Origin of the sequence: Streptococcus sp. 1643 (assembly GCF_006228325.1) — a bacterium.
In the GTDB taxonomy this organism is placed as follows: domain Bacteria; phylum Bacillota; class Bacilli; order Lactobacillales; family Streptococcaceae; genus Streptococcus.
In genome coordinates this window covers 1,101,264-1,118,670 of record NZ_CP040231.1, presented here as the reverse complement: position 1 = coordinate 1,118,670, position 17,407 = coordinate 1,101,264, and the positions used below count along the sequence as shown (strand labels likewise).

Annotated in this window: 18 protein-coding genes; all 18 read left to right on the top strand. The window is 41.5% G+C overall.

From position 1 onward, the window contains the following. The first annotated feature begins 57 nt into the window (after positions 1 to 57). The 18 genes from FD735_RS05915 to FD735_RS05830 all read left to right on the top strand — a co-directional run bounded on the left by FD735_RS05915 (position 58) and on the right by FD735_RS05830 (position 17,328). Entirely contained in the window at positions 58 to 1,557 is a 1,500-nt protein-coding gene (locus FD735_RS05915) for a T7SS effector LXG polymorphic toxin (RefSeq protein WP_255296279.1), read from the top strand. Beyond that, positions 1,554 to 2,279 (top strand): hypothetical protein, encoded by a 726-nt coding sequence (locus FD735_RS05910; protein WP_139658729.1) that lies wholly within the window; start codon positions 1,554 to 1,556, stop codon positions 2,277 to 2,279. The genes FD735_RS05915 and FD735_RS05910 overlap by 4 nt, the downstream gene beginning before the upstream one ends. After that, a complete protein-coding gene (locus FD735_RS05905; RefSeq protein WP_139658728.1) occupies positions 2,272 to 2,700 on the top strand; it encodes a hypothetical protein in 429 nt (142 codons plus the stop codon). The genes FD735_RS05910 and FD735_RS05905 overlap by 8 nt, the downstream gene beginning before the upstream one ends. A 22-nt stretch (positions 2,701 to 2,722) precedes the next feature. Beyond that, positions 2,723 to 3,178: a DUF5085 family protein gene (locus FD735_RS05900; protein ID WP_255296278.1), complete on the top strand. Its 456-nt coding sequence runs from the start codon at positions 2,723 to 2,725 to the stop codon at positions 3,176 to 3,178. Between the two features lie 86 nt (positions 3,179 to 3,264). Beyond that, positions 3,265 to 4,143 (top strand): tRNA pseudouridine(55) synthase TruB, encoded by an 879-nt coding sequence (gene truB, locus FD735_RS05895; RefSeq protein WP_125422683.1) that lies wholly within the window; start codon positions 3,265 to 3,267, stop codon positions 4,141 to 4,143. 111 nt (positions 4,144 to 4,254) lie between these two features. Next, entirely contained in the window at positions 4,255 to 4,893 is a 639-nt protein-coding gene (udk, locus tag FD735_RS05890) for a uridine kinase (protein WP_001181376.1), read from the top strand. A 128-nt stretch (positions 4,894 to 5,021) separates the two neighbouring features. Further along, positions 5,022 to 6,362 carry an exodeoxyribonuclease VII large subunit gene (gene xseA / locus FD735_RS05885; RefSeq protein WP_139658726.1) on the top strand — a complete coding sequence of 447 codons (1,341 nt, stop codon included), beginning with the start codon at positions 5,022 to 5,024 and terminating at the stop codon, positions 6,360 to 6,362. Further along, a complete protein-coding gene (locus tag FD735_RS05880) occupies positions 6,340 to 6,552 on the top strand; it encodes an exodeoxyribonuclease VII small subunit (RefSeq protein ID WP_049505917.1) in 213 nt (70 codons plus the stop codon). The genes xseA and FD735_RS05880 overlap by 23 nt, the downstream gene beginning before the upstream one ends. After that, positions 6,549 to 7,424: a polyprenyl synthetase family protein gene (locus FD735_RS05875; RefSeq protein ID WP_139658725.1), complete on the top strand. Its 876-nt coding sequence runs from the start codon at positions 6,549 to 6,551 to the stop codon at positions 7,422 to 7,424. Before FD735_RS05880 ends, FD735_RS05875 begins: the two co-directional genes overlap by 4 nt. Next, entirely contained in the window at positions 7,417 to 8,232 is an 816-nt protein-coding gene (locus FD735_RS05870; RefSeq protein ID WP_125391278.1) for a TlyA family RNA methyltransferase, read from the top strand. Before FD735_RS05875 ends, FD735_RS05870 begins: the two co-directional genes overlap by 8 nt. Next, positions 8,225 to 8,656, top strand: a complete 432-nt coding sequence (locus tag FD735_RS05865) for an arginine repressor (protein WP_001034390.1) — start codon at positions 8,225 to 8,227, stop codon at positions 8,654 to 8,656. The genes FD735_RS05870 and FD735_RS05865 overlap by 8 nt, the downstream gene beginning before the upstream one ends. A gap of 6 nt (positions 8,657 to 8,662) precedes the next feature. Continuing rightward, positions 8,663 to 10,330 (top strand): DNA repair protein RecN, encoded by a 1,668-nt coding sequence (recN, locus tag FD735_RS05860; RefSeq protein WP_139658724.1) that lies wholly within the window; start codon positions 8,663 to 8,665, stop codon positions 10,328 to 10,330. Beyond that, on the top strand, positions 10,331 to 11,059 hold the full coding sequence (locus FD735_RS05855; RefSeq protein ID WP_139658723.1) for a metallophosphoesterase family protein: 729 nt from the start codon (positions 10,331 to 10,333) through the stop codon (positions 11,057 to 11,059). It begins immediately after the preceding gene. Between the two features lie 78 nt (positions 11,060 to 11,137). Next, entirely contained in the window at positions 11,138 to 12,961 is a 1,824-nt protein-coding gene (gene lepA, locus FD735_RS05850; protein ID WP_139658722.1) for a translation elongation factor 4, read from the top strand. Between the two features lie 142 nt (positions 12,962 to 13,103). Further along, a complete protein-coding gene (locus tag FD735_RS05845; protein WP_139658721.1) occupies positions 13,104 to 13,727 on the top strand; it encodes a hypothetical protein in 624 nt (207 codons plus the stop codon). 81 nt (positions 13,728 to 13,808) lie between these two features. Further along, complete coding sequence (gene dprA / locus FD735_RS05840; protein ID WP_139658720.1) at positions 13,809 to 14,657, top strand: DNA-processing protein DprA; 849 nt, start codon at positions 13,809 to 13,811, stop codon at positions 14,655 to 14,657. 117 nt (positions 14,658 to 14,774) lie between these two features. Next, positions 14,775 to 16,862, top strand: a complete 2,088-nt coding sequence (topA, locus tag FD735_RS05835) for a type I DNA topoisomerase (protein ID WP_084921813.1) — start codon at positions 14,775 to 14,777, stop codon at positions 16,860 to 16,862. Between the two features lie 106 nt (positions 16,863 to 16,968). Then, entirely contained in the window at positions 16,969 to 17,328 is a 360-nt protein-coding gene (locus FD735_RS05830; protein ID WP_007516860.1) for a YbaN family protein, read from the top strand. Positions 17,329 to 17,407: the final 79 nt, after the last annotated feature.

Here is a 17,407-nt window from a genome sequence, read left to right as displayed (position 1 = left end):
AAGGTCGATAACTATATCAATGCCCTAGATAGCATTGTCAGTCGCTATGATGGACTTGTGAAGCTCTTTCAAGACATGGTGTCAGAGACTGACAACAATGCCATTATTAAGACAGAATATCTAGAACACATCAAGCAACGGATGAAAGATCCGATCGAGGGATTAAAGAGCAGTTCCAGTAAGACACAAAATATCTATGCAGGGATTAGCGATATCCTAACGTTAACGAATTCTAGTTTGGATAGTGTAAATACAAGCTATAATCAAGCAGTCAAGAGTTTAGATGATACCATAAAGAACATGGAGGCTTTTAATAGTGTTCTTCTAAAAACAGATACATTTGACCTCATAGATATGCAAAATAGTGAAATCGCTACCCTATCAGGTTATGCCTCTCTTCCATATGGGAACCGCGTATCGAGAAATTATTATAATCGAACTCAGTTTAAAAACTCAGTTTCAGAGATACACACAGCTATCCATAGCAACTCCAAAGCTGTGAAGTACCAAAATGCTCTCGCAAAACAGCTTGCCGAGTCTAAGTATAGTGGGACGGTGGCCGAAAATGAGAACTTAATAGATTCATTATTTAATGTTTATAAAAATGTCACAAAGAGTGATTTATATAAAAATAGTAAGGACTATAAAAAACATTTAAAATCTATTTTGCCAGCTTTATATGCGTCGTATCGTTTTAGTCAAAATAAAAAAGGAGATACCATTGTTCTTAAAGAGACAACAAAATTTGGTCAATTACTAGATGACTTTTTTGAAGTTACCAAGAAGTTAAGTGGCAGTCGTACCTATAAGGTTGTTCAATATAAAAATGGTGGTGTTCCACAGACCTTCAAATCCATAATGAAAAAGCTAGGCTATACTAAATATAATGAAGAATTGAGTAAGGTTTTCAAATCTTTTACAGATACAACTCGATTTAGTACCAAAGTGGCTAGTGTCGGAAAATCACTTGTGTCTACAACTGGAAGCCTATTGAAAGAAGAATTTATTAAAGAGATTACTTTCAAAGGTGCTGGTAAAGGCCTGTGGAGTTTAGGAAAGGCAGGCGCATCTGGAGGATTTAAAGGTTTAGTTAAGTCTGCTACAGATAGCTTTAAAAATTACAAAGAAGGTTTTAAATCCGCTACGAAGTTTGGTAAGTTTTTAAAAGGTGCTGCAGTTGTTGGTGTTGCTTTAGATGTGGTTGATACTTTCTCAAAAATCCACGATAATAAACAAGAGGCTAAACGTCAAGGTCTAAGAGGAAATGAAGTTAAGGCCAGTGTGGCAACAGGTTTTGTGATAGATGCGGCCAAGGCAGCAGGAACAACTGTTGCGGCAACTGCCGCAGCGAGTGCAGGAGCTGCATTTGCAGGAGTTGTAGCAGGGGCGGTAGGCATTGCTACAGCTCCTGCATGGTTAACAGGGGCTGCGGCAATAGGAACAGCAGCTCTTGTTGGATGGGGTCTTAGCGCGCTGGATAAACGCTTTAAAATTACAGATAACCTAAAAAAAGGTGTCAATAGCCTAATTAAAGGCATGAGAGGATGGATTAAATGATACTGGAACGAATCAAAAAATATTTTGAGTTTCAAAGAAGTAGAATAAAGGGACCAGTTCCTATCTGGGGCGTATTAAATGGGATTTTTATTTTATATCCTTTGGCATTTTTGTTTTTTCTTGCAGGAGGGTTAGAGGTTCTAAAAAATGAGGACTTATATCAAGGACTGCTTATTTCAGGGATTGTTGTTTGGGTTTTAAATTTAGTATTTTTACTAGATCTTAAGAGAGGGATTTTAACCAGTTTTGGAACCTATCTCATGTATTTGACTGGTCATGTTTATACTATTATTGGATTTAGTAGTTTGAGTGGGGACCATAACTTTATTGTTCTAAAGTTATCTCTCCCCTTTATCTATGCCATTGTAATTATTATCGTCATGAGCTGTTTGGTTGACTTGGACTCTGAAGAAATTATCCCGGAGAAGGCTGGAAAAATTATGCTTAATTTTGTAGTGGGACCGATAATACTTTTATCTCTTTGCTTTATTTTTCTAGCTATCATTGGATATGATTTTTTAATGGGGTGGGGAGTATCCTTATTGTTAATGATTTTTGGCTCTGCTTTATACCAAACATGGTTTTATATTATCTATGCCTACCAACATCGTCATGATATTGAGGAAACAAGACCAATCAAGCATATAGAAGTGTCTTCGGATTTGATTCAAAATAAAGAATTTGATAAAAATAGATTTAAAAAGGAAAAGAAACATGATTAAAGAAGTCCAAATTCATATGGAACATTTGATGACAGACCAGGTCCAGATTCAAGCGGACGAACTATTGGAGTTATTTGTTCATACAGAACTCTTACCCTATACCAATGGCATCTATAAAGATGGTCCGACCATTTTTGAAATGACTCCAACTCAATTTGACGAAGAAGAACAGGACGTTACCCTTTATATACCTGTCATTTCAGAAACAAACTCAACGAGCCAACTAAGGTACCAAGCTAGTTTAAATATTGAGGGTATCAGTAAACGTGTGCCATTTGAGGATGGCTTGGACCAGTCCATCTACGAGATGAAGGATTACATCAGAGAGCACGGTTGGAAGTTGCAAGACAAGTTGTATCTGGTCTTGATTCCAGTTTATGATGATTTGTTTGTAGATTTGATTATCCCAGTGGAGAAGTAAAATGGCAGAAATTACATATGGTATGAATCAATCATTAATGATGAGTAATGTCTTAAGTATCGATTACAACATTACTGGTGATGAAATTGCAGTAGCCTTTCAAGATATGGTTCAAACAGCCGTAGCGGCTGGGTATACGCCAAAAAGCAATCCATTTTACTCATGTCCTCATATCGGAGAGTTGGATGATGGTACATACAATATCACAGTCTATCTTCCCGTTCATGAGGATTATCTAGGAGAGAATGAATTGCTTGAAGGGACAGCTTATAATAGTTATTTTTTAGTTCCGCAAATGGTAGGAGCTAGAGTTACTGGGGAGGAAGCAGTCAACTTTGATAAGGCTATATACGGCTTAACCAATTTATTGATCGACAATGACTTAGAAGAATCTACACCCGTATTTTATATTTCAAGTAAGATAAATGATGTTTTGTATACAGATATCATGGTAGGGGTTCGAGAAAAAAGGGATTAATTCTGAACTGTAAAAATTTTTACTATTAATATTGATTGGAAATGAGTTAAACTTTAATAAATGAAGGGGGAGTGAGAAAACAAGATATGAACGGTATTATCAACTTAAAAAAAGAAGCGGGGATGACCTCGCATGATGCGGTTTTTAAACTGCGTAAGATTTTGGGAACCAAGAAAATTGGTCATGGTGGAACCTTAGATCCGGATGTGGTGGGTGTTTTGCCGATTGCGGTTGGCAAGGCGACCCGCATGGTCGAGTTTATGCAGGACGAGGGCAAGGTCTATGAGGGGGAAATCACTCTCGGCTATTCCACGACTACTGAGGATGCCAGTGGAGAAGTGGTCGCAGAGACCCCTGTTTTATCGCCCTTGGATGAAAAGCTTGTCGATGAAGCAATCGCTAGTTTGACTGGGCCTATTACCCAGATTCCTCCTATGTATTCGGCTGTCAAGGTCAATGGTCGTAAGCTCTATGAGTATGCGCGTGCTGGTCAGGAAGTGGAACGTCCAGAACGTCAGGTGACCATTTATCAATTTGAACGAACAAGTCCGATTTCTTATGAGGATCACCTTGCACGTTTTACATTTCGTGTGAAATGTAGTAAGGGGACTTATATCCGTACTTTGTCAGTTGATTTGGGAGAGAAGCTGGGTTATGCGGCCCATATGTCCCATTTGACTCGGACGAGTGCAGCAGGTTTACAACTGGAGGATGCTCTTACCTTGGACGAAATTGCTGCAAAAGCGGAGGCTGGCCAACTGGACTTTCTCCATCCTCTAGAGATTGGTACAGGGGACCTTGTCAAAGTTTTCCTAACTCCAGAACAAGCTACAGAAGTGCGCTTTGGTCGTTTTATCGAGTTAGACCAAACAGAACAAGAAGTGGCTGCTTTTGAAGGTGATAAATTGCTTGCCATTTTAGAAAAAAGGGACAATTTCTACAAACCAAGAAAGGTTTTTGGCTAGTCTAACTGGAGTGTGGGGATGGATTTGTTTCCCCTAGACTATCCAAATCAGACTATAAATTTTGCAAAAAATGTGATAGAATAGACGACGGATAAAAAAACGGAGGATAGCATGCAAAATAGACCAATCATTATCGGAGTGACAGGTGGTTCTGGTGGTGGTAAGACCAGTGTTTCAAGAGCCATTTTATCGCATTTTCCTGATGAAAAGATTTCCATGATTGAGCATGATTCGTACTACAAGGATCAGTCTCACTTGACCTTTGAAGAGCGCGTCAAAACCAACTACGACCATCCTTTTGCCTTTGATACAGACTTGATGATCGAGCAGATTAAGGAATTGTTGGCAGGGCGCCCAGTAGACATTCCAACTTATGACTATACAGAGCATACGCGGAGTAGCAAGACCTATCGTCAGGAGCCTCAGGATGTCTTTATCGTTGAGGGGATTCTGGTCTTGGAGGATAAGCGCCTGCGCGATTTGATGGATATCAAGATTTTTGTGGATACAGATGATGATGTGCGCATTATTCGTCGTATCAAGCGAGATATGGAGGAGCGTGGACGTAGTCTGGATAGCGTTATTGATCAGTATTTGGGTGTGGTCAAACCTATGTACCACCAGTTTATCGAGCCGACCAAGCGTTATGCTGATATCGTCATTCCTGAGGGAGTCAGCAATACAGTTGCTATCGACCTTTTGACCACTAAGATTGCAAAGATTTTGGAAGAAGCGCGAAACAGCAAATAATCAGATGAGGAGGCCTAGCCTCCTTTTTCTATTTTTCCTTTAGTTTCAGTAGAAAAAAGGTGATTTTTAAGCATGTTTTTGGTATAATAATACCCATGGAAAAGCAAGAAAATGAATAGTAGGTGGAGATGGAAAAGTATTTATCGGTAACAACTTTGACCAAGTATCTGAAAATGAAATTCGATAAAGACCCTTACTTGGAACGGGTCTATTTAACTGGTCAAGTTTCCAACTTTCGTAAACGACCTACTCACCAATATTTCTCCCTAAAGGATGACCATGCAGTTATTCAAGCGACCATCTGGTCAGGGATCTATCAGAAATTAGGTTTCGACCTGGAAGAAGGTATGAAGATCAATGTAATTGGGCGTGTGCAGGTTTATGAACCCAGTGGGAGCTACTCTATCATCATTGAAAAGGCTGAGCCTGATGGGGTTGGGGCGCTCGCGATTCAGTTTGAACAACTTAAGAAAAAATTGACGGAAGAAGGTCTATTTCAAGAGAGATTCAAGCAACCTCTTCCCCAGTTTGCTAAGCGAATCGGTGTGGTAACCAGTCGCAGTGGAGCTGTTATTCGAGATATTATCACGACCGTCAGCAGACGCTTTCCAGGTGTTGACATTCTTCTCTATCCGACCAAGGTGCAAGGTGATGGAGCTGCGGAGGAAATTGCTCGAAATATTGCGCGCGCCAATCAACGTGAGGACCTAGATGTTCTCATCATTGGTCGTGGTGGGGGTTCCATCGAGGATCTCTGGGCTTTTAACGAAGAGATCGTGGTACGGGCTATTTTTGAATCTCGTTTGCCAGTTATTTCTAGTGTTGGGCATGAGACAGATGTGACCTTGGCAGACTTTGTGGCCGATCGTCGTGCTGCGACGCCAACAGCTGCGGCTGAATTGGCAACGCCTGTGACCAAGTTGGATCTCTTGAGCCATTTGCAAAATCAAGAAAAACGGATGGCGACAGCAGTTCAGAATGTCCTGTCAAGAAAAAAAGAAGCTCTGAAAAAATGCAGTCAGTCAGTCATCTTTAGACAACCAGAGCGCTTGTATGATGGTTATTTGCAACGCTTGGACCAACTGCAACTGCGATTAAAACAAAGTTTGCGAACACGGATTTCTGATAACAAACAGCTAGTCCAAGCAAGGACGCATCGACTAGTACAGTTATCACCTGTTACCAAAATCCAGCGTTATCAAGACCGTCTAGGTCAGTTGGACAAGCTCCTACGCAGCCAAATGGCGCTGGTTTATGATGCCAAGGTTGCTGAGGTCAAGCGACTTTCGGAAGCATTGTTGATGTTGGATACCAGTCGAATTGTGGCGCGTGGTTATGCTATTGTCAAAAAAGAAGAGTCAGTAGTAGACTCGGTTGAGAGTTTGAAGAAAAAAGATCAAGTAACGCTTTTGATGCGAGATGGTCAAGTAGAATTAGAGGTTAAAGATGTCAAAACAAAAGAAATTTGAGGAAAATCTAGCAGAACTGGAGACCATTGTCCAAAGTTTGGAAAATGGTGAAATTGCTTTAGAAGATGCAATTGCGGCCTTTCAAAAGGGCATGGTCTTGTCAAAAGAGCTCCAAACGACGCTGGACAAGGCTGAAAAGACCTTGGTTAAGGTCATGCAAGAAGACGGAACAGAAAGTGATTTTGAATGAAGAAGCAAGAAAAATTATCTCTTGTCGAGTCTGCCTTGGAAGATTTTTATGGAGACCAGCAGTTTGCCTCTAGTTTGCGAGAGTCTGTTCTCTATTCCATTCATGCTGGTGGCAAGCGTATTCGGCCTTTTCTCTTGTTAGAAGTTTTGGAATCCCTGAGAGTGGTTATCCAACCAGCTCACGCGCAGGTGGCTGCGGCTTTGGAAATGATTCATACAGGAAGCTTGATTCATGATGATCTTCCTGCCATGGATGATGACGATTATCGTCGGGGGCGTTTAACCAATCATAAGAAATTTGGCGAAGCTATGGCAATATTGGCAGGAGACGCCTTGTTCCTAGATCCCTATGCCTTGATAGCGCAGGCAGATTTACCAAGTCAGATCAAGGTGGATTTGATTGCCAATTTATCCCTTGCTTCAGGGAGTCTAGGTATGGTGGCAGGGCAGGTTTTAGATATGGAAGGCGAACACCAGCATTTATCCTTGGAAGAACTTCAGACCATTCATGCCAATAAGACTGGAAAATTACTAGCTTATCCTTTCCAAGCAGCTGCTATCATTGCGGAATTGGAACCAGAAATCCAAGCAAAATTGAAAACTGTGGGTGAATTGATTGGGCTGGCCTTTCAAGTCAGAGATGATGTGCTGGATGTAACAGCTAGTTTTGAGGAAATCGGCAAGACTCCACAAAAGGATTTGCAGGCTGAAAAATCAACCTATCCAGCCTTGCTGGGTTTGGAGGATGCCATTGCCTTTTGTAACCAAACCTTGGATCAAGCTAATGCCAAGTTAGAAGAAATTGCCCAGCAAGTCAGCTTTGAAACAGAGCCGATTGTGAAAGTAGTAGAAAGTTTGAGAATCAATGGCTAAGGAAAGAGTGGATGTACTAGCTTATAAACAGGGCTTGTTTGAAACGCGAGAACAGGCCAAGCGCGGTGTAATGGCAGGTCTAGTCGTAGCAGTCCTTAATGGAGAACGCTTTGACAAACCAGGAGAGAAAATCCCAGATGACACTGAGCTAAAACTCAAGGGTGAAAAACTCAAGTATGTCAGTCGAGGTGGTCTAAAACTAGAGAAGGCCTTGCAGGTCTTTGATTTGTCAGTGGAGGGAGCAACCACGATTGATATTGGGGCTTCCACTGGAGGATTTACTGATGTCATGTTGCAAAATGGTGCTGAGTTGGTCTTTGCAGTTGATGTTGGCACCAATCAGTTGGCTTGGAAATTACGTCAAGACCCTCGGGTTATCAGCATGGAGCAGTTTAATTTTCGTTATGCTGAAAAGACTGATTTTGAGCAGGAACCAAGCTTTGCCAGTATTGATGTGAGTTTCATTTCCCTCAGTCTGATTTTGCCTGCTTTGCATCGTGTCTTGGCTGATCAAGGTCAGGTGGTGGCACTTGTCAAACCCCAGTTTGAAGCAGGTCGTGAGCAGATTGGGAAAAATGGAATCATTCGAGATGCCAAGGTTCATCAAACTGTCCTTGAATCTTTCACTGCTATGGCAGTTGAACAAGGTTTTTCAGTTCTTGGATTAGACTATTCACCAATCCAAGGTGGACATGGAAACATCGAATTTCTGGCATATTTGAAAAAGGAAGAGGGAGCAAGTAACCAAGTTGCTCCTGAAATAGAAAAAGTTGTAGAGAGAGCACATAGAGAATTTAAAGATGAATAAAAAAGAGAGACTTGAAAAAATTAGAAGATTTGTTACGGATTATCAGATCGGGACTCAGGAAGAAATCGTTGAGCATTTGAAGGAAGCAGGTATTTCTGCTACGCAAGCCACTGTCTCAAGAGACATCAAGGAGCTTGGGATTGTTAAAATTCCTTTGAAGAACAACACCTATATCTATGAGTTGCCAAAATCAATCGTCAAAAGTTTGCAGTTGGCTGAGGACAATATTGTGAGTTCTGAGTTAATGGGAAATATGATCAACCTTGCTGTCATTCCTGGAAATACTATTTTTGTGAAGAGTCAGTTGGTTGAAGCATTTTCTGAACAGATTTTTAGCTGTCTAGCTGATGATGATTCTATCTTAATTGTAGCTAGAACAGCAGAGGCAGCTGAAGAAATTGTTGAACAAGTCAAAAAATGGTAGGTCAGTATGTTACTTGAAATTTCGATAAAAAACTTTGCCATTATTGAGGCGATTTCGCTCAATTTTGAAAAGGGTATGACTGTTTTGACCGGGGAAACGGGTGCTGGAAAGTCTATCATTATCGACGCTATGAATCTCATGTTGGGGGCTCGTGCAACAACAGACGTTATTCGTCAAGGTGCGCCAAAGGCAGAGATTGAGGGGCTTTTCTCGGTTGAAAATAGTCGCCTTTTACAGGAACTTTTTGAAGATCAAGGTTTGGAAATGGGTGATGAAATTATCATCCGGCGTGAAATTTTGCAAAATGGTCGTAGTGTTAGTCGCGTGAATGGCCAGATGGTCAATCTTTCTGTTTTGCGTGCTATTGGGCAACACCTTGTGGATATCCATGGTCAGCATGACCAAGAGGAGTTAATGCGTCCTCAACTGCACATCCAGATGTTGGATGAGTTTGGTGATGCTGCTTTCTTGGACTTGAAGGAGACCTATCAAACGAGCTTTGATGCCTATCGCAAAATGCGTAAGCAGGTTTTGGAAGTCAAGAAAAATCAACAGGAACACAAGGCTCGTATTGAGATGTTGGAATTTCAAATGGCAGAGATTGAGGCTGCAAACTTGCAGGCTGGTGAAGACTTGACTCTCAACCAAGAACGAGATAAGCTTCTCAATCATAAAAATATTGCGGATACGCTAACCAATGCCTATAGCATGTTAGACAATGAGGAATTCTCCAGTCTTGCCAATGTGCGTTCGGCCATGAATGACATGGAAAGTGTTGAAGAATACGACCCTGAATACCGTGAAATTTCAAGTTCTCTGTCAGAGACCTACTATGTTTTAGAAGATATTACAAAGCGTTTGGAAGATATTATTGAAGATCTAGATTTTGATGGCAATCGACTCATGCAGGTTGAGAATCGCCTAGATCTTCTGAATACTATTTCCCGTAAGTACGGTGGAACTGTGGATGATGTCCTGCTTTATTTTGCTAAGATTACGGATGAGTACAATCTCTTGACAGGAAATAACCTTTCCTCCGAAGACATGGAAGCAGAGCTTAAGAAATTGGAAGTCAATCTTGTTGCGTTGGCAAATCAGCTAGCTTCAGCTCGCCATGACTTGGCCCAGCAGTTAGAAGCAGAGATAAAACAAGAACTGCAAGATCTCTATATGGAGAAGGCTCAATTTCAAGTTCGCTTTAGTAAGGGCAAATTTAATCGTGAGGGGAATGAAACAGTTGAATTTTACATTTCCACCAACCCAGGTGAGGACTTTAAGCCTTTGGTCAAAGTTGCGTCCGGTGGGGAATTATCTCGTCTTATGTTGGCTATCAAGTCAGCCTTTTCTCGTAAGGAAGGGAAGACCAGTATTGTCTTTGATGAGGTGGATACGGGAGTTTCAGGTCGTGTAGCCCAAGCCATTGCTCAAAAGATTCATAAGATTGGTCAGCATGGTCAGGTTTTAGCTATTTCTCACCTACCACAAGTGATTGCCATCGCGGATTATCAATTCTTTATTGAGAAGATTAGCGATGAGCGCTCAACGGTGTCGACGGTTCGCCTTTTGACTTTAGAAGAGCGAGTAGAGGAAGTAGCTAAAATGTTGGCTGGGGAAAATGTAACAGAGGCTGCCCTTACCCAAGCTAGAGAATTATTGCAAACGAGGATGAAATAAATGACAGACTATTATGTAATTGGAGATGTTCACGGGAAAGCAGGTATGCTAGAAGATCTGCTCAAAACATGGGATGGTCACACCCAGTTGCTCTTTCTAGGGGATTTGATTGACCGTGGTGAAGACAGTCGACGTGTTCTAGAAATGGTCAAAGACTTGGTCGACAATCAAGGGGCTATCTGTCTATCAGGAAACCACGAGTATATGTTTCTGACTTGGCTCGATGACCCAGAAGAAAGCTATGACCATTATCGTCGCAATGGTGGAGATACAACGATTAACTCAATTTTAGGTCGTCCCTTGGATGCACCAGTTGATGGCGTAGAAGATGCCAAGCGTGTTGCGACTGAAGCGGCAGACTTGATCGAATTTATTCGTCAAATGCCATTTGTAGTAGAGACAGACAAGTATATCTTTGTTCATGCGGGTATTGACTTGACCTTGGATGATTGGCATGAAACTACAGATTATAAAAAAGTCTGGCTCAGAAAGCCATTCCACGAAGCTGAAAATCATACTGGAAAAACTATTGTATTTGGGCATACACCGGTTTATGGTTTGCTGAAGCAAGACCGAGGTACTGCTGAGCTTTGGATGACAGAAGATGGCAAGATTGGCATGGATGGAGGAGCTGTCTATGGCGGTGTCCTTCATGGAATCGTCTTTACAGACAAAGGAATGACTGAACACCACTTTATCGAAAATGATGGTTTTATTGCCGAAGATTAGTACTCCTAGCAGGGTATGGTCTTGTCAAAATGTTAAAAACAATTTATAATTAATAGATACCCTGAAAGGAAGAGCATCATGAACTTAGAAGAATTGAAGAAACGACAGGAGAAGATTCGAAACTTCTCTATTATCGCCCATATTGACCATGGGAAATCAACCCTAGCAGACCGCATTTTGGAAAAGACGGAGACCGTTTCTAGTCGTGAAATGCAAGCCCAGCTTTTGGATAGTATGGATCTTGAGCGTGAACGTGGGATTACCATCAAACTCAATGCCATTGAGCTCAATTACACTGCAAAAGATGGGGAAACTTATATTTTCCACTTGATTGACACACCTGGGCACGTGGACTTTACCTATGAAGTGTCGCGTTCGCTAGCTGCCTGTGAAGGAGCGATTTTGGTGGTTGATGCGGCCCAAGGGATTGAAGCTCAAACACTTGCCAACGTTTATCTAGCCTTGGACAATGATTTGGAAATTCTGCCCGTCATTAACAAAATTGACCTACCAGCAGCTGATCCAGAGCGTGTACGTACAGAGATTGAGGATGTCATCGGACTGGATGCCAGCGAAGCGGTCTTAGCTTCAGCCAAAGCTGGTATTGGTATTGAAGAAATTCTTGAGCAGATTGTTGAAAAAGTGCCAGCTCCAACTGGTGATGTTTCAGCTCCATTAAAAGCTTTGATTTTCGATTCCGTTTACGATGCTTATCGCGGGGTTATTCTCCAAGTGCGTGTTATGGACGGAGTGGTCAAACCTGGCGATAAGATTCAGCTCATGAGCAATGGAAAGACCTTTGATGTGACGGAAGTTGGTATTTTTACACCGAAAGCAGTCGGGCGCGATTTCCTAGCGACAGGTGACGTTGGTTATATTGCAGCTTCCATCAAGACGGTTCAAGACACTCGTGTGGGTGATACAGTGACCCTAGCAAGCAATCCTGCAGCAGAACCACTAGATGGCTACAAGCAAATGAACCCTATGGTCTTTGCAGGTCTTTATCCAATTGAGTCAAACAAGTACAATGACCTTCGTGAAGCCCTTGAAAAATTGCAGCTCAACGATGCCAGCCTGCAGTTTGAACCAGAAACATCTCAGGCTCTTGGATTTGGTTTCCGTTGTGGATTCCTTGGACTTCTCCATATGGATGTTATTCAAGAGCGTTTGGAGCGTGAGTTCAACATTGACCTTATCATGACAGCTCCGTCTGTTATCTATAAGGTTAATCTGACTGACGGTGAGTCAATGGATGTGTCTAACCCGTCTGAGTTTCCTGATCCGACTAAAATCGCGACTATTGAAGAGCCTTATGTTAAGGCGCAAATCATGGTACCACAGGAGTTTGTTGGTGCAGTAATGGAATTGGCTCAACGTAAGCGTGGTGACTTTGTGACCATGGACTATATTGATGACAATCGTGTCAATGTTATTTATCAAATTCCGCTTGCTGAAATCGTCTTTGACTTTTTTGATAAGCTCAAGTCTTCGACGCGTGGTTATGCAAGTTTTGACTACGAATTGTCAGAGTATCGTCCGTCTAAGCTGGTCAAAATGGATATCCTTCTCAATGGTGATAAGGTCGATGCACTCAGCTTTATCGTTCACAAGGATTTTGCCTACGAACGTGGGAAACTCATCGTTGATAAGCTCAAGAAAATCATCCCTCGTCAACAATTTGAGGTGCCGATTCAAGCAGCTATTGGGCACAAGATCGTGGCTCGAACGGATATCAAGGCCCTTCGTAAGAACGTACTTGCCAAGTGTTATGGTGGTGACGTTTCTCGTAAACGCAAACTCCTTGAAAAACAAAAAGCTGGTAAGAAACGCATGAAAGCTATCGGATCAGTAGAAGTCCCACAAGAAGCCTTCCTTAGCGTCTTGAGCATGGATGAAGAATAGAAATAAAAAAAAACTCTTGAAGATTTTTCAAGAGTTTTTGCTTTAAATGTGAGCTATAAAATCGGAAGCTAACAGAATAGATCAGGTTAGAATTTGACAGAAGTCCATATTTTTCTTATAATGCAGATTGAAAGGTGGTAGGATGAAAAAATTATTAATTTTAGGTACTGTAGTTACTGCTAGTGTTTTTCTAACTTCATGCTCCAATAATTCGCAAACAGCAACCGAAGAAAGTTCGACTGCGGTTGTTAGGTCTTCAAGCAGTCAGGAAACGAGTAGCACTAGTTCTGCTGTTTCTGAAGCGAAAAAGGAAGAGACGCAAATCATCGGTTCGAATGAATATGGATTTGTCAAGGTACCCAAATCATGGGTTCGATTCCATGAAGTAGAAGGTGGAAATGATGTACAGTATAGTGATGGAACAGATATCAACATTGTTACGCTGAATACCTTCAAGGCTGAGCAGTTCAATATCAGCGAAGAAGAATATGCTAAACTGGATGTTGTGACTGTCTCATCTAGTATTTTAACTTCCAAAGAACAAAGCTCTGATTTCAGTAAGGTTTGGGGCTCCAAATCGACCATTGGAGGCTATGAAGCCTATGTTGTCAATGCAATTGCTAAATCAGGGAAATACCTCGTTACCTGGGTTTTCCGATCAAATGATGGTAAAATCCGCTATGTTTCACTTGAAGGGGATGGGGAAATTTTAAAAACAATCTTACCGATGGTTGAAAGTAGCTGGTCAACTACTAAATCTGAATAAATGAAAAAAAGAAGATCCTTGGTCTTCTTTTTATTTTTTTTACGAATAGATAGATGAGTAGAAAAAGAAATGGAGTTGTATATGAAGATCACAAACTATGAGATTTACAAATTGAGAAAAGCTGGGCTGAGCAATCAACAAATTTTAACAGTTCTTGAATACGATGAGACTGTAGATCAGGAGCTTTTGCTAGGTGATATTGCGGAACTATCGGGGTGCCGTAATCCTGCTGTCTTTATGGAACGCTATTTCCAGATAGATGATGCACAGTTGGAGAAGGAGTTTCAAAAATTCCCATCCTTCTCGATTCTAGACGACTGTTATCCTTGGGATCTGAGTGAGATTTATGACCCTCCAGCTCTTTTGTTTTACAAAGGGAATCTGGATTTATTGAAATTTCCAAAGGTTGCTCTTGTAGGGAGTCGTTCATGTTCGAATCAGGGAGCAAAGTCGGTTCAGAAAGTCATTCAAGGTTTGGAAAACGAGTTAATCGTGGTCAGTGGTTTAGCCAAAGGGATTGATACAGCTGCCCATATGGCTGCACTCCAGAATGGAGGAAGAACAATTGCTGTCATTGGAACAGGATTGGATGTCTTTTATCCCCGAGCCAATAAACGTTTGCAGGAACACATTGGCAATCACCATTTGGTACTTAGCGAATACGGACCAGGTGAGGAACCCTTGAAATTTCACTTTCCAGCTCGTAATCGCATCATAGCAGGACTGTGCCGTGGCGTTATTGTAGCAGAGGCAAGGATGCGTTCTGGTAGTCTCATCACCTGTGAGCGAGCTATGGAGGAAGGGCGTGATGTTTTTGCCATTCCGGGAAACGTTTTAGATGGCCATTCAGATGGTTGCCACCACCTGATTCAAGAGGGAGCAAAGCTGATTTCCAGTGGTCAAGATGTGCTGGCTGAGTTTGAATTTTAAGGAGAAATTTGTTCACTCAGAGAAACTTTTCTTCTATATATAGGACTTAGGTCTTGACAGCTATAGAAAAATGGTTTACACTTTATAAAGTTTATTACTTTGAAAAGGTGTGATAGTGTGGCTACGGCAACAAAGAAGAAAAAATCAACAGTTAAGAAAAATCTAGTCATCGTGGAGTCGCCTGCTAAAGCGAAAACGATTGAGAAATATCTAGGCAGAAATTACAAAGTTTTAGCCAGTGTCGGGCATATCCGTGATTTGAAGAAATCCAGTATGTCAGTCGACATTGAAAATAACTATGAACCACAGTATATCAATATCCGAGGAAAAGGTCCTCTCATCAATGACTTAAAAAAAGAAGCTAAAAAGGCCAATAAAGTCTTTCTGGCGAGTGACCCGGACCGTGAAGGAGAAGCAATTTCCTGGCATTTGGCTCACATTCTCAACTTGGATGAAAATGATGCCAACCGTGTAGTCTTTAATGAAATCACCAAGGACGCAGTAAAAAATGCCTTTAAAGAACCTCGCAAGATTGACATGGACTTGGTCGATGCCCAACAAGCTCGTCGTGTCTTAGACCGCTTGGTCGGGTATTCAATTTCGCCTATTTTGTGGAAAAAGGTCAAGAAGGGCTTATCAGCAGGACGCGTGCAGTCAGTTGCCCTTAAGCTCATCATTGACCGTGAAAATGAAATCAATGCCTTCCAACCGGAAGAATACTGGACAATTGATGGTGTCTTTAAGAAGGGAACCAAACAATTTCAGGCTTCTTTCTATGGTATGAATGGCAAAAAAATGAAATTGACCACCAATGAAGAAGTCAAAGAAGTCTTGTCCCATTTGACTAGCAAAGATTTCACAGTAGACCAGGTAGATAAGAAAGAACGCAAACGAAATGCGCCCCTACCTTATACTACTTCAACTATGCAAATGGATGCGGCTAACAAAATTAATTTCCGTACTCGAAAGACTATGATGGTAGCCCAACAGCTCTATGAAGGGATCAATATCGGATCAGGTGTACAAGGTTTGATTACCTATATGCGTACAGACTCGACTCGTATTAGTCCTGTGGCTCAAAATGAAGCCGCAAGCTACATTAACGACCGTTTTGGTAGTAAGTATTCCAAGCATGGTAGCAAGGTCAAGAATGCCTCAGGTGCTCAAGATGCCCACGAAGCCATTCGCCCATCTAGTGTCTTTAACACACCAGAAAGCATCGCTAAGTACTTGGACAAAGACCAGCTCAAGCTCTATACCCTTATCTGGAACCGTTTTGTGGCTAGCCAGATGACAGCTGCTATCTTTGATACCATGGCTGTTAAGCTTTCTCAAAATGGGGTTCAGTTTGCAGCGAATGGAAGCCAAGTTAAGTTTGATGGGTATCTTGCTATCTACAATGACTCTGACAAGAACAAAATGTTGCCAGATATGGCAGTAGGAGATGTGGTCAAGCAGGTCAATAGCAAGCCAGAACAACATTTCACCCAACCACCAGCTCGCTATTCGGAAGCGACTCTTATCAAGACCTTGGAAGAAAATGGGGTTGGACGTCCGTCAACCTACGCTCCGACCATTGAAACCATCCAAAAACGTTACTACGTTCGTCTAGCAGCAAAACGTTTTGAACCAACAGAGTTGGGTGAAATTGTTAATAAACTCATTGTTGAATATTTCCCAGATATTGTCAATGTGACCTTCACAGCTGAGATGGAAGGAAAACTGGATGATGTCGAAGTTGGAAAAGAGCAGTGGCAACGTGTCATTGACGAATTTTATAAACCATTCTCTAAAGAGGTAGCCAAGGCTGAATCCGAAATGGAAAAAATCCAGATCAAGGATGAGCCAGCTGGATTTGACTGTGAAGTTTGTGGCAGTCCGATGGTGATTAAGCTCGGTCGTTTTGGTAAATTCTATGCTTGTAGCAATTTCCCAGACTGCCGTCACACACAAGCGATTGTCAAAGAGATTGGAGTCGAGTGTCCAAGCTGTCATCAAGGACAAATCATCGAACGCAAAACCAAGCGCAATCGTATCTTCTATGGTTGCAATCGTTACCCAGAATGTGAGTTTACTTCCTGGGACAAACCAATTGGCCGTGACTGTCCAAAATGCGGACACTTCCTTGTGGAGAAAAAGGTCCGTGGTGGAGGCAAGCAGGTTGTATGTAGTAATGGCGACTACGAAGAAGAAAAAATTAAATAAAATGCAGAGTCCTGAAAATGAATTTCAGGCTCTTTTTTGTTGATGCTTGACAAATTTCCCCCTTGTATGCGAAACTAGAGAAAGAGTAATTTATCTAGGAGAAATCATGCGTATCATTTATCTCAGTATTGGCTTTATTTCACTGGCTTTAGCTGTCATTGGGGTTGTCCTACCACTTTTGCCAACGACGCCCTTTCTTTTGTTAGCTATCGCTTGCTTTTCTAAATCTTCTAAGCGTTTTGAAGACTGGCTTTATCATACAAAGCTTTATCAGACTTATGTAGCGGACTTTCGGGAAACCAAGTCAATCGCGCGAGAACGAAAGAAAAAAATCATCGTATCTATCTATATCTTGATGGGGATTTCTATTTATTTTGCCCCTCTTTTGCCAGTCAAAATCGGTCTGGGAGCCCTGACTATCTTTATCACCTACTATCTCTTTAAAGTCATTCCTGACAAAGAATAGATAAAAATAGTAGTTATTTGCCTTGATAAAAATGAAAGCATATTTAAAATAATATGATATAATAAATTCAAAGAAAACA

What these genes read in the sequence shown, in the direction of transcription:
- FD735_RS05910 (WP_139658729.1), top strand. Translation starts at nt 1,554, where the DNA reads ATGATACTGGAACGAATCAAAAAATATTTTGAGTTTCAAAGAAGTAGA.
- FD735_RS05905 (WP_139658728.1), top strand. Translation starts at nt 2,272, where the DNA reads ATGATTAAAGAAGTCCAAATTCATATGGAACATTTGATGACAGACCAG.
- FD735_RS05900 (WP_255296278.1), top strand. Translation starts at nt 2,723, where the DNA reads ATGAATCAATCATTAATGATGAGTAATGTCTTAAGTATCGATTACAAC.
- truB (WP_125422683.1), top strand. Translation starts at nt 3,265, where the DNA reads ATGAACGGTATTATCAACTTAAAAAAAGAAGCGGGGATGACCTCGCAT.
- udk (WP_001181376.1), top strand. Translation starts at nt 4,255, where the DNA reads ATGCAAAATAGACCAATCATTATCGGAGTGACAGGTGGTTCTGGTGGT.
- xseA (WP_139658726.1), top strand. Translation starts at nt 5,022, where the DNA reads ATGGAAAAGTATTTATCGGTAACAACTTTGACCAAGTATCTGAAAATG.
- FD735_RS05880 (WP_049505917.1), top strand. Translation starts at nt 6,340, where the DNA reads ATGTCAAAACAAAAGAAATTTGAGGAAAATCTAGCAGAACTGGAGACC.
- FD735_RS05875 (WP_139658725.1), top strand. Translation starts at nt 6,549, where the DNA reads ATGAAGAAGCAAGAAAAATTATCTCTTGTCGAGTCTGCCTTGGAAGAT.
- FD735_RS05870 (WP_125391278.1), top strand. Translation starts at nt 7,417, where the DNA reads ATGGCTAAGGAAAGAGTGGATGTACTAGCTTATAAACAGGGCTTGTTT.
- FD735_RS05865 (WP_001034390.1), top strand. Translation starts at nt 8,225, where the DNA reads ATGAATAAAAAAGAGAGACTTGAAAAAATTAGAAGATTTGTTACGGAT.
- recN (WP_139658724.1), top strand. Translation starts at nt 8,663, where the DNA reads ATGTTACTTGAAATTTCGATAAAAAACTTTGCCATTATTGAGGCGATT.
- FD735_RS05855 (WP_139658723.1), top strand. Translation starts at nt 10,331, where the DNA reads ATGACAGACTATTATGTAATTGGAGATGTTCACGGGAAAGCAGGTATG.
- lepA (WP_139658722.1), top strand. Translation starts at nt 11,138, where the DNA reads ATGAACTTAGAAGAATTGAAGAAACGACAGGAGAAGATTCGAAACTTC.
- FD735_RS05845 (WP_139658721.1), top strand. Translation starts at nt 13,104, where the DNA reads ATGAAAAAATTATTAATTTTAGGTACTGTAGTTACTGCTAGTGTTTTT.
- dprA (WP_139658720.1), top strand. Translation starts at nt 13,809, where the DNA reads ATGAAGATCACAAACTATGAGATTTACAAATTGAGAAAAGCTGGGCTG.
- FD735_RS05830 (WP_007516860.1), top strand. Translation starts at nt 16,969, where the DNA reads ATGCGTATCATTTATCTCAGTATTGGCTTTATTTCACTGGCTTTAGCT.